Annotated in this window: 14 protein-coding genes and 1 pseudogene; 1 reads left to right on the top strand and 14 read right to left on the bottom strand. The window is 48.8% G+C overall.

What is annotated here, in order from left to right; all coding sequences use genetic code 11:
- Window positions 1-57: 57 nt before the first annotated feature.
- The 5 genes from phoU (AC6ESO_RS28045) to AC6ESO_RS28065 form a co-directional block, all read right to left on the bottom strand.
- Entirely contained in the window at window positions 58-717 is a 660-nt protein-coding gene (gene phoU, locus AC6ESO_RS28045; protein WP_497094275.1) for a phosphate signaling complex protein PhoU, read from the bottom strand.
- A gap of 23 nt (window positions 718-740) precedes the next feature.
- Window positions 741-1,499 (bottom strand): phosphate ABC transporter ATP-binding protein PstB, encoded by a 759-nt coding sequence (gene pstB / locus AC6ESO_RS28050; protein ID WP_497094276.1) that lies wholly within the window; start codon window positions 1,497-1,499, stop codon window positions 741-743.
- A 15-nt stretch (window positions 1,500-1,514) separates the two neighbouring features.
- Window positions 1,515-2,402: a phosphate ABC transporter permease PstA gene (pstA, locus tag AC6ESO_RS28055; protein WP_494816771.1), complete on the bottom strand. Its 888-nt coding sequence runs from the start codon at window positions 2,400-2,402 to the stop codon at window positions 1,515-1,517.
- Window positions 2,399-3,337, bottom strand: coding sequence for a phosphate ABC transporter permease subunit PstC (pstC, locus tag AC6ESO_RS28060; RefSeq protein WP_497094277.1), 939 nt, complete (start codon window positions 3,335-3,337; stop codon window positions 2,399-2,401). Before pstC (AC6ESO_RS28060) ends, pstA (AC6ESO_RS28055) begins: the two co-directional genes overlap by 4 nt.
- 93 nt (window positions 3,338-3,430) lie before the next feature.
- Window positions 3,431-4,369, bottom strand: coding sequence for a phosphate ABC transporter substrate-binding protein (locus AC6ESO_RS28065; RefSeq protein ID WP_497094278.1), 939 nt, complete (start codon window positions 4,367-4,369; stop codon window positions 3,431-3,433).
- A gap of 186 nt (window positions 4,370-4,555) precedes the next feature.
- On the opposite strand from AC6ESO_RS28065, the gene AC6ESO_RS28070 reads away from it, so the two are divergent.
- A complete protein-coding gene (locus AC6ESO_RS28070; protein WP_497094279.1) occupies window positions 4,556-5,476 on the top strand; it encodes a LysR family transcriptional regulator in 921 nt (306 codons plus the stop codon).
- A 60-nt stretch (window positions 5,477-5,536) separates the two neighbouring features.
- On the opposite strand, the gene phoU (AC6ESO_RS28075) is transcribed toward AC6ESO_RS28070, so the two are convergent.
- From phoU (AC6ESO_RS28075) to AC6ESO_RS28115, 9 genes and pseudogenes are all read right to left on the bottom strand, one after another.
- A complete protein-coding gene (gene phoU / locus AC6ESO_RS28075) occupies window positions 5,537-6,196 on the bottom strand; it encodes a phosphate signaling complex protein PhoU (RefSeq protein WP_497094312.1) in 660 nt (219 codons plus the stop codon).
- 35 nt (window positions 6,197-6,231) lie between these two features.
- Window positions 6,232-7,002, bottom strand: a complete 771-nt coding sequence (gene pstB, locus AC6ESO_RS28080; protein WP_091214203.1) for a phosphate ABC transporter ATP-binding protein PstB — start codon at window positions 7,000-7,002, stop codon at window positions 6,232-6,234.
- A 117-nt stretch (window positions 7,003-7,119) separates the two neighbouring features.
- Window positions 7,120-7,842 carry a methyl-accepting chemotaxis protein gene (locus AC6ESO_RS28085; RefSeq protein WP_497094313.1) on the bottom strand — a complete coding sequence of 241 codons (723 nt, stop codon included), beginning with the start codon at window positions 7,840-7,842 and terminating at the stop codon, window positions 7,120-7,122.
- A pseudogene (locus AC6ESO_RS28090) lies at window positions 7,828-8,283 on the bottom strand (CBS domain-containing protein); the annotation flags it as partial. The pseudogene AC6ESO_RS28090 and the gene AC6ESO_RS28085, both read right to left, overlap by 15 nt.
- 36 nt (window positions 8,284-8,319) lie before the next feature.
- Entirely contained in the window at window positions 8,320-9,219 is a 900-nt protein-coding gene (gene pstA, locus AC6ESO_RS28095; RefSeq protein ID WP_497094280.1) for a phosphate ABC transporter permease PstA, read from the bottom strand.
- A 2-nt stretch (window positions 9,220-9,221) separates the two neighbouring features.
- On the bottom strand, window positions 9,222-10,169 hold the full coding sequence (pstC, locus tag AC6ESO_RS28100) for a phosphate ABC transporter permease subunit PstC (RefSeq protein ID WP_497094281.1): 948 nt from the start codon (window positions 10,167-10,169) through the stop codon (window positions 9,222-9,224).
- Window positions 10,170-10,248: 79 nt separating this feature from the next.
- Complete coding sequence (locus tag AC6ESO_RS28105; protein ID WP_497094282.1) at window positions 10,249-11,106, bottom strand: phosphate ABC transporter substrate-binding protein; 858 nt, start codon at window positions 11,104-11,106, stop codon at window positions 10,249-10,251.
- A 41-nt stretch (window positions 11,107-11,147) separates the two neighbouring features.
- A complete protein-coding gene (locus AC6ESO_RS28110; protein WP_497094283.1) occupies window positions 11,148-12,539 on the bottom strand; it encodes a stalk domain-containing protein in 1,392 nt (463 codons plus the stop codon).
- Window positions 12,540-12,833: 294 nt separating this feature from the next.
- Entirely contained in the window at window positions 12,834-13,688 is an 855-nt protein-coding gene (locus AC6ESO_RS28115; RefSeq protein ID WP_497094284.1) for a hypothetical protein, read from the bottom strand.
- Window positions 13,689-13,773 lie beyond the last annotated feature (85 nt).

The following is a 13,773-nucleotide window of genomic DNA, read 5'->3' on the forward strand; positions in this document are numbered from 1 at the left end:
ACTCCACGTAAAAAAACAGGTGCTGCGCATCATGCGCAGCACCTGTTTACCCATGTATTACATATTTAGGTCCGGTCGTTTGCCTGTCACGAGAAAGACGACGCTTTCGCCGATATTCGTGGCATGGTCGGCGATCCGTTCAATATAGCGGCCCACGAAGCTAATCAAGCTGCCTTGCGAAATGGTCTTCGGATTCTCGATCATCACAGCGAACAAATCACGGATTACTTCCGCGAACAGCGCATCCACTTGATCGTCGTCCTGCGCCATCTTGCACGCGAGATTCACATTTTCCTGTACATAAGATTGGATCGATTCGCGGATCATCTGGCCGGTAATCTCAGCCATGCGCGGAAGATCAACCAGCGGTTTCATAAGGGTCTGCCCTTCAAGGCGCACAACTACCTTGGCGATATCGACCGTGAGGTCGCCCATTCGCTCCAGATCAGCCGCCATCTTGAAGGCGATCAGAACGCGGCGCAAATCCTTCGCGACCGGCTGCTGCGTAGCAATCATGCGAGCACCGAGCTCATCAATACTCTCTTCCAATTGATTAAGCTTCATGTCCTCCGCAATAATGATGCGTGCCGTATCGGCGTCCACTTCCTCGAGTGCCTTCATCGCGGCGGCCAGTCCCGTTTCGACGCGGTTGCCCATCTCAATCAGCTTCTTCTTAAGAAGCTCCAATCCCTCGTCGAGCTCTTTGCGCTTGATCATCTGCGTCGCCTCCCAATGATGGATTACCCGAAACGTCCCGAGATATAATCATCAGTAGCTTTCTCGGATGGATTCGTGAAGATCTTGTCGGTTTGATCATACTCCACGACTTTGCCCATATAGAAGAACGCTGTCTTATCCGATACCCTTGCTGCTTGATGCATGTTGTGAGTGACGATGACGATGCTGAAATCCTGCTTGAGCTCCGAAATCAGCTCTTCCACTTTCGCAGTCGATACCGGATCGAGTGCGGATGCAGGTTCGTCCATCAAAATAACTTTCGGTTTGACCGCAATCGAACGAGCGATGCAAAGACGCTGCTGTTGACCGCCTGAAAGCGCAAGCGCGGAATTGTGAAGGCGATCCTTCGTTTCATCCCACAGTGCCGCTTTGCGCAAGCAGTCTTCTACGATTTCGTCCAGCTGCTTCTTGTTTCGAATCCCATGATAACGTGGTCCGAATGCGATATTTTCATAGATTGACTTGTGGAACGGGTTCGGACGCTGCCAAACCATTCCGATCTTCTGGCGCAGCAACACAACATCGACGCCGGATTCATTAATATTCTCGCCATCCATCCAGATCTCTCCGGAAGTGCGTACACCATCTATTGTATCATTCATTCGGTTCAAGCTGCGCAAAAAAGTGGATTTACCGCAACCCGAAGGACCGATCAATGCCGTAACTTCACGCGGGGCAAATGCAAGCGATACGCCCTTGATTGCTTCCTTCTCTCCATAGAATACACGAAGATTTTTGGCTTCCAATCCTTCTGTTTGCATGTTCGTCACCCTTCCTTATTTGGTTGCTGTAAATCTACGATGCAAGTATCTGCCGAACCATCTGGCCGAGAAGTTGAACAATAGAACCATGATAAGCAGAACTGCAGAAGCACCGGCAGCAATCTCAGCTGCATCAGGAGCTAAGCCTTCACTGTTGATTTTCCAAATATGCACGGCCAGCGTCTCTGCCGGACGGAACGGATTCAGCGGCGAGAACGGGCTGAGCGGGTTCCAATTCGTGAAATCAAGACGAGGCGAGCTCATGCCGGCTGTGAATAGCAGCGCAGCCGCTTCACCGAATACACGGCCCGAAGCAAGAATCGTACCGGTTACAATCGTTGGCATTGCGATCGGCAGCATAACGGACGTAATCGTTTTCCAGCGCGACAATCCAAGCGCCAGGCTGGCTTCCTTCTGCTCACGCGGTACGCCGCTGAGCGATTGCTCGGTAATCCGAACCATAAGCGGCAGGTTAAACACCGTCAGCGCAAGCGCACCGGAGAACAGCGAGAACCCAAAGCCGAACAAGTTAACGATAACTAGCAGTCCGAACAAACCAACTACGATGGAAGGGAAAGACGAGAGCACTTCGACTACCAAACGAATGGAGTCTGTAAGGCGACCCGGTTTCGCGTATTCACTCATATAAATCCCGGCGCCAAGTCCGAGCGGAATGGTAATGATAAGTGTCAAAACCAGCAAGAACAAGGAATTAAAGAGCTGCGGTCCGATACCGCCGCCGGCTTTGATCGTTTGCGGCGCGGAGGTCAAGAAATGAAAGCTGATATGTCCTACTCCACGGAAGAGGATAAAACCGAGCAATCCCGCCAAAATAAGAACGATAAGTGATGCGACACCGATAATGACACCCGTGGCAATGCGATCTGCGGTTTTGGCGTTCATCGTTGGTTTCTCCTTTCCAAGAAGCGAACTATGAATACAAATACAAAGGTCATGCTAAGCAGTATGAGCGCAAGTGACCACAATACATTGTTGTGCGTGGAGCCCATAACGGTGTTACCCATATCGAGTGTGATGACACTCGTCAGCGTCGAGGCTGATTCAAACAACGAATGCGGGATATGCGGCGAGTTACCGATGACCATTTGTACGGCCAACGCTTCACCGAATGCACGGGACATACCAAGAACGACACCCGTTAACAGTGACGGCAGCGTGGTTGGAAGCACAATGCGGTAAATCGTCTGCCAGCGAGTAGCACCCAGCGCGTAGGAAGCTTCCTTCAAACCGCGGGGCAATGCAGCCAGCGCATCCGTAGCAATCGTTGTTACAGTTGGCAAAATCATTAGCGAAAGCACGATGGCTCCCGCCGCAATCCCAATGCCCTGTCCCGGGAATAAAGCCCGGAGCGCCGGTACAACAACGCTAAGACCAACAAAACCAAAAACTACGGATGGAATACCTGCGAGCAGCTCAATAACCGGCTGCAACACTTTTTTACCAATACCGGGCATAATCTGGGTCATAAACACGGCTGCGCAAATACCAAGCGGAGCTGCGAGCAAAGCAGCAAGAAGTGAAGTACTGAAAGATCCGAAGATGAATGGCAGAGCGCCATAAAGCGGAATATCACCTTCCGGATCCCATTTCAAGCCGCTAAGCAGCCCGCCGAGGCTCACGCCATCCATAATAAACGTAGTCAAACCACGGGAAGAAACGAAATAGACAATAGCAGCGATCGTAATGACGAGGACTAGAATACAAAGCGCCGTATAAACTTTACCTACCCATTCCTCCATGACATGCGGTTTCACGATAGCTCTTGTTGTCTTCCCCGTTTGAATCCGTTTCTTATTTGCACGAGCGGGCTGCTCCATGAATGTTCTCTCCTTCAACTAGCATTCTCATGACAGGCAATTAGAGGCGGAGTGGATCCACCTCTAATGTCTGTGCTATTTGTTTAGGGTTACTTATTTCACAATATTACCGTCCACATCGCGTTTCACTTGCATTTTGCTCATTGGGATGTAGCCAAGTTCTACAACATCGCCGCTTTGAACTTCATCGCTAGTCATGTAGTCAAGGAATGCTTTAGTTGCTGCATCCGGCTCGCCTTTCGTGTACATGTGCTCGTAAGCCCATACCGGATAAGTGCCTGTAACGATGTTTGCTTCAGTTGCTTCTACGCCTTCATACTTCACTGTTTTTACAGTGTCGTCGATGTAGGAAAGTGCAAGGTAACCGATAGCGCCCGGTGTTTCGGCAACCAGCTTCTTAACAGTACCTGAGGAATCTTCTTGGATGGAGCCTTGAACATCTTCGGATTTAGTGCCAAGCGCGTATTTCTCAAAAGTTTTACGTGTACCTGAGCTGCCCGGACGGTTAACGATTGTGATTTTCTCATCTGCGCCGCCAACTTCTTTCCAGTTCGTCACTTTACCAGTGAAGATGTCAACAAGTTGTTGTTTAGTCAGGTTATCTACTGCGATGTCTTTATTGATAACTGTTGCCATTGCTACAACTGCAACTTGGTGGTCAACCAGTTCTTTTGCTTTGTCTGCATCCGCATCCGTGAACTTCTCTTCTGCGAAAATGTCGGAGTTACCGATTGTTGCTTGTCCGCCGGATACTTGAGTCAAGCCTGTGCCGCTGCCGCCGCCTTGAACTTGAACGGTGATGCCGGAGTATTTCGCGTCTTCCATGAACTTCTTGGAAACTTGCTCAACGAGTGGTTGAAGTGCCGATGATCCAGTTGCAAGTATCGATCCGCTAAGTGCTTCACCTGCGCCTGCGTTATTCGTACCGCTATTTTGTGAGTTGGTGTTCGTGCTCTCCTCATTCTTCGAGCCGCAAGCCGCCAAACCGATCGTCAACATAAGTGCTACAACAATTAGTAATGCCTTTTTCATTTCAGTTCGTTTCTCCTTCCGCTCCTGCGCGGTTATTTGTTTTACAAGACTTAGTATAGATGCCGCGTATTAATCTTATATTTTCGAAGTGTTAACGCAATGCAAAAACTATATAGAGGAATTGTATATAATAAGTACTTACTATAGAATTAATAAATAATAATTCGATAATGGGGCGCTTATATTATGAATATATTAAGATTGCAGATTTTGGTATTGATTGAACGCCTCCGTAAAGTGACAGCTGTTGCCGATGAGCTCGGAATTAAGCAGCCTACGGTCAGCTTTCATATGAAGAAACTCGAGGAAGAATGGGGGATGCCGCTCTTCGAGATGAAAACTGGGAAGGTTATGCTGACGGAATCCGGCAAACTGCTTTATCAGTATGCCGAAGGCATTGACCGTCTTTATCGGGAGGCGCAGGAACGTTTCGCCTCCTACCGCCAAGATGGCAAACATCAATTCGTCATCGGCTGCACAGATGTCGCATCCTCCATCCTGTTCAGCGGCAATTGGTATCGACTCGCAGAAGTAGCCTCTACTTTACAAATCAACCTGGTTACCGGCGATGGCGGCCGCTTGTTCGAGCAGCTTCACGCAGGCAAGCTTGATCTTATCGTGTACGGAGATTCAACGCTTTATAATCGGCCGGAGCTGAACAATTGCCAATATGAACTGGTGCTTGAGGACCAGCTAGCCCTTTATACAACCAAAGCGCATCCTCTCCTTGATGCACGCGTCAACACCGCATCTTCCTATTTGCTTCATGGTCAAGCTTATGTAAAGCTTGCAGATCCCTCCTTAGAGGAAGCGGTGAGCAGCTGGAGCACCAACGAACAGCTCAGCCTTACAAACCCGCTCACAACGGATCGTATCGACTTGGCATTGAACGCGGTTCGAGCCGGTTCATTGCTGGCATTTCTGCCTACCTCCGCAGCTCCTCAATTGCCCGAAGGCATTCTTCGACTCCCGCTTCCCGGCCAGCAGCAAAGCTGGAAGCTGTTTGCCGCTTGGCGTTCCGATTATTGGAATCCGGTACAGCAGCAGCGGATGATCGCCTTGCTTAAAGAGCTGCCTAAGCTGCAAAAAGCAGCCGATTCGAAGTAAGGATACGCTTCGAATCGGCTGCTTTAGGACATGCTATATACAATTATAAGGGCTGGATGATTAGGAGTTCAGATCCGGTCTTGAGCCTGTTACCAGATACACAACCGATTCTCCGATGTTCGTTGCATGATCCGCGAAACGTTCGATGTAACGTCCGACGAAGCTAAGCAGGTTCGCTTGGGAGATCGTTTTCGGATTTTCCATCATAAGCGAGAACAGCTCGCGAATGATTTGGGAATAAAGCGCATCGACCAGGTCATCATCTTTGGCCATTTTGTAAGCCATATTGATATTCTCTTGTACGAACGATTGAATCGCTTCATAGGTCATCATTTGTACGATCTGCGTCATTCTCGGCAAATCAATCAAGGGTTTGATCAATACTTGCCCTTCCAGTCTCAGCACGACTTTTGCTACGTCTACGGCCAAATCGCCCATCCGCTCCAGGTCGGAGGCAATTCGGAAAGCGACCAGGATACGTCTTAAATCCTTAGCAACCGGCTGTTGGGTGGCAATCAGCATCGCACCTAGTTCCGAAATTTTTTCTTCGATTTTGTTGATCGATTTGTCATCTTGAATGATTTGCTTTGCTGCAGGCACATCGATCGTTTCCAATGCGTCCATCGCCTTTGCGATAACCGCCTCTACGCGTTGACCCATATCTACGATCAGCTCGTTCAATTCCTCGAGTCCATGATCAAATTCTTTGCGCTTCGTCATCATCACTTAAATGCTCTCCCTCTGTGGTTTAGGAATTAGCCGAAACGGCCGCTGATGTAATCTTCCGTGCGTTGATCGCGTGGATTCGAGAACAGCTTCTCTGTCTCGGAGAACTCCACCACTTCGCCATTTAAGAAGAATACGGTTTGGTTGGAAACGCGAGCCGCTTGATGCATGTTGTGCGTAACCATGACGATTGTATATTTATCTTTCAGCTCTTGCGCCAGTTCTTCGATCTTCAGTGTCGAGATTGGATCAAGTGCGGAAGTCGCTTCGTCCATAAGCAGAATGTCAGGGTTAACGGCAATTGCACGCGCAATACACAAACGCTGCTGTTGTCCGCCGGAGAGGCTAAGCGCCGAACGCTTCAGGTAATCTTTTACTTCATCCCACAATACTGCAGAACGTAGGCTTGATTCCACGATTTCGTCGAGCTTCTGTTTGCTGCGGATGCCGTGCAAACGCGGGCCGTAGGCTACGTTGTCATAGATGGATTTCGGGAATGGATTCGGCTGTTGGAATACCATGCCGACCTTCTTGCGCAGCGTCTCCACATCCACTTCCTTCGAATAGATGTCCGCACCGCCGATTGTAATCTTGCCTTCGATTCTTGTGCCTGGAATCATATCATTCATCCGGTTAAGCGTACGAAGCAGCGTCGATTTACCGCAGCCCGATGGTCCGATGAAAGCCGTAATGGCTTTCTCCGGAATATCCATCGTTACGTCCTTCAAAGCGTGGAATTGTCCATAATGTAAATTTAATTTATGAATATCGATCAAGGTTTGGGAAGCTGTTGATTGCATGGCGTATTCCTCCGTATTGGGTGGACTTGCTAACCGTCCGTTTCAGGCCTTCCTTGAACTAGGATAGCGTGAATTTGTTTATCGAATATGTTCGTTTTGTAAACGCAGTATTAAAATTTACTCTTTCACCTGTAAATCTTGGATTAATTGCTTCATCTGCTCCGTTACGCGCTGCGATTGCAAGTAAGCTTGATTCGACAGTTTGCCGATCTCACCGGAGCTGTTGCTGCTTCCTGCCGCTGCATGGAACAGCTGCTGGAATACATCCGCTGCTTCTTTTATGTACACTTGGCTTGTATCTGCTTCCGTCTTGCCTAGTCCGACCAAATAAACCGTTTCTTTGACCGCCTCCATGATGGAGCCAATCATCCGATTGATATCCTCTGCGGACTCCTTGGTTTGCGTAGCCAGCTTCCGAACTTCATCGGCAACGACCGCAAATCCTCTGCCATGCTCTCCGGCGCGCGCCGCTTCAATCGCTGCGTTAACCGCCAGCAAGTTACACTGATCAGCAAGGCCGCGAATCAGCTTTGATACCTTATCAATTGATCCTGCACGATCTTGAAGTTCGCTGATTTGGCTTTCCTGAACGTCCGTACGCTTCGTCAGATTATGAAAGGCCATCGACACTTTATCGAGCTCATTCTTGCCTTTCAGCGTCAATTCCAGCATTTCTTTGGACATCGATTCGCCCAACAACGAAGCTTCCTGCACATGGAGGATGGAACGGTCGATTTCTTCGATCATCACTTCTGCGCCGTGAATCATGTTCACTTGTGCCTTTACACTCCGCTGCTGTAGCAACCGGGACATTTTCAGCAAATCCGCCATGGTCAGCATGCCGATAAAACGCTCATTCTCCGTAACGAGTACGCAGTCGTACAAGGTTTTCTCTTCGCGGCCAAGGGCGCGATCAAGCAGCTCCTGCATCGAAATCCCTTGATTCACGATGAGCGGCCGACGATCCATCAGCTTCGCAATCGAACGGCCGTAATACAGCTCTCTGCCGAATCGATGCGTCTGGATGACGGTAAGTTTGTTTCGCATTACAAGTCCGATCGGCCGTTCCAAGTCATCGCAAACGACGACACATTCATGATCCGGCGTTAACGCGAATTGCGAAATGACATCCTGGCAAGTATGAGAGACGTTCACGATTGCTGCTTCCCTAATGAAAACTGTCAATAATGCATGATCTGAAGTCGTTACCTGTCCTTCTGCAGTCGGCATATTCGTAAGCAGTTCTTCAGTTGTCAGCCGTTCCAATACAGCAATTGTCATGCATATCTCTCCTTTCAATCCGGCAAGCTTACGAAATTAACGTGATCTGCGCGCATTCAGCCACAGCGGAACACGGAAGACAATATTAATAAGCAAGACGACGAAGACTAGTACGGCAGCCGCTTTCTCTGCGATAAGCTGCGCATCCGGGACGATAGCTTCCGATTGTACATACCACAGGTGAACCGCAAGCGTTGCACCGGGCGAGAACAAGCTGAAATCCCACATTTCACCGGAGGACGAAACACCGGCAGTCAGAATGATAACGGCACTCTCACCGAAGGCACGGCCCGCGGTCAGACAGATACCGGTAATAATACCGTTCAATGCAACCGGAATCAGCACGCTGCGGATCGTCTGCAGATGTGTGCTTCCGAGTGCGAATGAAGCATGCTTCATTTCCTTCGGTACCGCGCGAATCGCTTCTTCCGTTACTCGGGTAAGAACCGGCAGGTTCAGGAAGGCCAAGCTGACAGCACCGCCTATGATCGTAAGGCCAATATCAAAGGCTTCAACGAACAACGCGATTCCAAACAAACCGAAAATAATCGAAGGTACCGAAGCGAGTCCCTCTACGCAAATTCGGATAAAGGCGATAAACTTCGTCGCAGGGGCGAACTCAGCCAAGTAAATACCTGCTGCCATTCCGAGCGGGATCGAAATGACAAGCGAAATGGTAAGCACATAGAACGAATTGAAGAGTAACGGACCGATACCGCCGCCTTCATCCATCTCGCTCGGAAGGCCATACAAGAAACCCCAGTCAAGTTTCGGCAGCCCCTTTTGCAAAATCAGGAACAGCAGCCCGCAAATAAATAGTATCGTGCACATCCCGATAATCCATACAACGGAAGTAAACAGCCTGTTGCTCAGGTGATTGAACCCTCTGCGTGCCGCAAACGGATGTGGGACCGACGTCCCTTTGCCTGTACTCATGACTATGATTTCACTCCTCTGCCTTGGAATAGCCTTACGATTACGATCATGAGGAGCGAGATAATGAGCAGGATAAAGCCCATCATATATAGCGCGTAGTTCCAAGTGGAATCAAACGGGACATTCGCGATTTGCATAACGATATTGCTTGTCAATACAGCCGTCGGCTTGAACAGCGCGTCCGCCAGCTGCGGCGTATTGCCGATAACCATAACGACGGCCATCGTTTCGCCGATTGCGCGAGCCATACCCAGAATGACGGCATACATGATGCCGCTCTTCGCAGCAGGCAGCACGACTCTTACAATAGTTTGAAACCTGGTGGAACCAAGGGCATAGGATGCATCCCGGAATTTCTTCGGAACCGCTACGATGGAATCGTCCGTGATCCGACTGATGGTAGGCAAAGTCATTATCGTAAGCACGATAGCCGCAGCCAAAATGCCATCGCCCATATTCGTTCCTGTTACAGTACGAAGCATTGGGATTAGAACGGTCATACCTAGAAAACCGTAAACAACGGATGGAATGCCAACGAGCAAATCAAGCACAGGGCGCAGTATCGTCTTCAGCCATGCCGGCGTCATTTCGGATAAAAAGATAGCAATTATGACGGACAGCGGTACGGAAATCACCATTGTCAGCAGCGTTAAGGCGAATGTACCGAAAATAAAGATAAATGCGCCGTATTGATCGTTTTCAGGTACCCATTCCGTGGAGAAGAAGAAGTCTTTCAAGGAAACCGTCTCGAACGTAAGTACGCCTGTACGGCCCATTAGGAACAAAATAGAGAAAAGGATGACACATACGAAGACAGCACTTGCGATACAGATGATGCGGAATGTACGGTTGTAGAACGAAAGCCGTGCTTTGCGGCTGAATTTACGACCGGATTTATTCTCAAGGCTACGTCCCAATTCGCCGGATACAGGGATGTCAATCATGCTCATGACGCTGCTCTCCTTTCAAGTGTTCAAAGTTAGAGCCGGCCTCGCAGTTGTTCATGCGATAAGCCGGCTCCGCTTCATCTTATTTCATGGCCGAGATCGGGATAAATTTGAGCTTTTTAAGCGATCCGGTTTGGAACTTCTTGCTTTGAACGTAGTCGATGAATGCCTTAGTTGTGCCAGTTGGTGCACCTTTTGTCATGTAGTAGCCAAAGCCCCACACTTTGTAAGTACCGTTGATTACGTTAGCTTCTGTTGGAGCAACGTTGTTGATTTTCAGTGCAGTCATTTTGCTTGTTACATAGACAAGGTCGATATAACCGATTGCATTTGGCGTCGTTTCGATGGCTGTTTTCATGTCGCCGCTCGACTTCACTTCTTTATAGTTGGAACCTTTTGTCATGTAGTCAGTGCCATTCAGCGCCTTGATTTGGAAGTTAACGCGCGTGCCGGAACCGAATGCGCGGTTTACAACGATAATGTCTTTATCTGCGCCGCCAACTTCTTTCCAGTTGGTGATTTTACCGGAGAAAATACCTTGCAGCTGCGCAGTGGACAAGCTGCTGATGCCAACATTGCTGTTTGTGATCGCTGCGAAAGGGATAACCGCAACTTTATTGGCAACTTGACCTGTGAAAGCTTTGAAACCAGGTACGTCTTTCGTAGCATCCCAGTCTACTGCGCCGATGTCTGCAATGCCTTTACGTACGGATTGAGGACCTGTGATGGAACCTGCAGCCGATGCGGAAATTCTAACTTTCGGGTTGAGTTTCTTGAACTCGTTAGCTGCTTGCAAAGTCAGTGGCAGAAGAGCCGACGAACCGTTAATGACGATTCGGCCGCTCAATTTGCTGGATGCGCTCGCAACGGATACGGAACCGAATGCGACTGTAAGAGCGATAAGGGCAAAGCTTAAACTTTTAAACCATTTTGTTTTCATCTGTGGAAGTTCTCCTCTCAATTTAGAACACTAAGATTGTATTAGTTCGTTACTTTCTTCAGGCCGCTATCCGATTTCACATAAACCGCGTCGTCGATCACGAATGCAATCGGTGTTCCAACTGCGGCTACAACTTCACTTACGTTACCTTCTACTTTGCCAAGCGTCGTTACCGCGCCTGTTGCGATGTTTACTTCATACGCGCTTGTTACGTCAGCGGAATCAGCAAGTGCATAGATTTTGTCGCCGGCTACAGTCGCTTGCAATACATCTTTATCGCCGATCAGCTTTGTTACTGTTTTGTCCAAGGCAACGGCTACGAGCGAAGATGGCTTGTTGTCTTCAACGCTAACGTAGTATGCTTTGCTGCCGTCTGCTGCAGCGCCAACGAACACTTTGTCATCTGTCGTTGTAGTCAGTTTCACAGGTTTGTTATCTTTAATCGAGAAATCAAAGCTGTAGAGTTGCGGCTCAGTACCCGTATTGTCGATGGCTACATCATCAGCATCAACCGGCTTAGAAGCATCGGCAGTTACAGCCCCCGGTTTGATAACCGTGTAGAAGAACTTCTTGCCGTCAGCGGAAACAGCCAGTCCGGATTTGTAATCGACTTTGTCATCCAATACTTTTGTAATCGCGCCATCAGCAACGTTCATCTTCGCGATAACGGAGCCTTTGTCACCTTGCAGGAAGTAGATTGCGGAGCTGTCGGCAGCCCATACAAGCTCTGGTTTAATGGAGTTGTCCGAAGAAACTACTTTAGCAGCCGGAACCTTGCCAGTAAGATCAATGATATTTACGATGCCATCGCCATCTGTGTAAACTGCTGACTTACCATTAGGAGCTACAGTCAGATCAGAAGCTGCCGTAGAAACCAACAATTGCGTATATGCACCTGTGTGAGCGTTAACGATATAGTCGATACGGCCTTCTTCAGTCAATTGGGATGCCAGCAAACGATCTGCGTCGATCCAGCGGATATCGTCAGCGTGGACCTTAGCTACTGCATCGATTGCGATCATGCCGGAAGCATTTGTCGAAGAATCAACGCCAAACGCGCTTACGAAATCTTCAAGCGAAACATAATAGCTGCCGTTTACGCTTTGTACGGCTTGCTCTAAACTTACTGCCTCTCCGTCAACCAATGCCGCATTCGAACCTGCATGAAGCTCGATCGCGTGGTTGTTGAAGTATGCCGTTACGCCCGATTTAACATTGACCATGAATTGCACACCTGCCGCAGTACCCAAATCTCTCAGTGCGTACAGCACCGTATTGTTTGCTTGGATGGAACGGACATGGAATGCAGTATCATTGATTGTGAGATCTACCGTCGTTGCGTTTGTTACGGATGCGGCGGAGACTACACTCACTGCCGAAGTACTCAGCGCTGCGGCAAGAGCGGAAATCATTAGCGTTTTTTTCATAGACATTTAGCTCGTATCACCCTTCTGGAATGGTTTATTGTCGATTTCGTTATGTACAATTCTGATTATAAGTACGCATTGTAAAGCGGCAGTTAATGGTGAGGCTGGTATTGTAAAGCAGCGGTTAATGTATTGTGAAGGATTTGTTAAGATGTGCCATTAGGCCTAATTGATCGGTTTAGACAATCGAAAGATTGGGTAAAGCGCATTCCACTTTCGACCGCACAAAAAAGCCGCTCATCCTGCCTGTCGGCAATGGAAAAGCGGCTCTAACCAAATTTTAGGAAAAGTTTAGGTTGGCTAGGTTGGCGTCGATTTTGTAAAATTGATAATCTTGCTGGTCAGATATCCTCCATTGCTGATCCCGATAAGTCCAATAAGCTCTTCCGGCAGCTCCGGGAAACGATCAATCGCTGAAAGCTCTTGCGTCATAATTGTCGAGAAGATCGTCGCGAAGTAGATCATCAAGGCCATCATGGTAAACAGGAACATCTGCACCTTGGCTATGTCGATGTACGCATGGTTCTGCATTTCTTCCCCTTCAAATATATCGGTGAACTGCGCGTCTTTATAAGATGGATTCGCGTAGAGCGTCCCCTGCATGCTCGATTCGATTTCCTCCGTGCTTTTGTTATAAGCCTCTGCGGCGCTTTGCACCAGCTGATTCTTTAGGGAATCGTCAATCGCGCGGTTCTTCTTCGCCCCATTAATCAGGGGACTAAAGATTGCCGATACACTGCTGATACCCATGAGTGCGAGAACCGTCGAATCAAACTGAAGCTGCAGCGGATGTTCGGGATGAAGGGCAAGATTCCCAACCAGGACGGTAAAATAGGTCGATGTGAAAAGCACCGTCCAAAGCGTGATCTGCAGCCTGGACAGACTCATGAGGTTTCGTTCATTAATGAGAATGCCGAGCGGATGGTTTAGCTTGCCTTTGCCGACGGCGAAGATCATATATACTTCCGAAAGAATGACTGCAGATAGATTATAGCCTTTAGGCAGAAACCATGCGCTGAGGAAGGCAAGCACAAGCGCAATCGTCAAATGAATGGCTACTTTAAAAGAAGTCCATTGAGGCGGCGAGCTCGGGAGCGGATTGATTCCACCTGTTGCGGACCTCGCGGGCTGCCCTGCTTTGATTGGGCTTGGCATAACTTCCCCTCCTTTGGTCCTAATTTACCAGAAGGAGGGCGATTATACTGTCAGTCGGTGAAGTCGAATTTAGACGATTCTGGAA

The organism is Paenibacillus rhizoryzae (genome assembly GCF_059686995.1).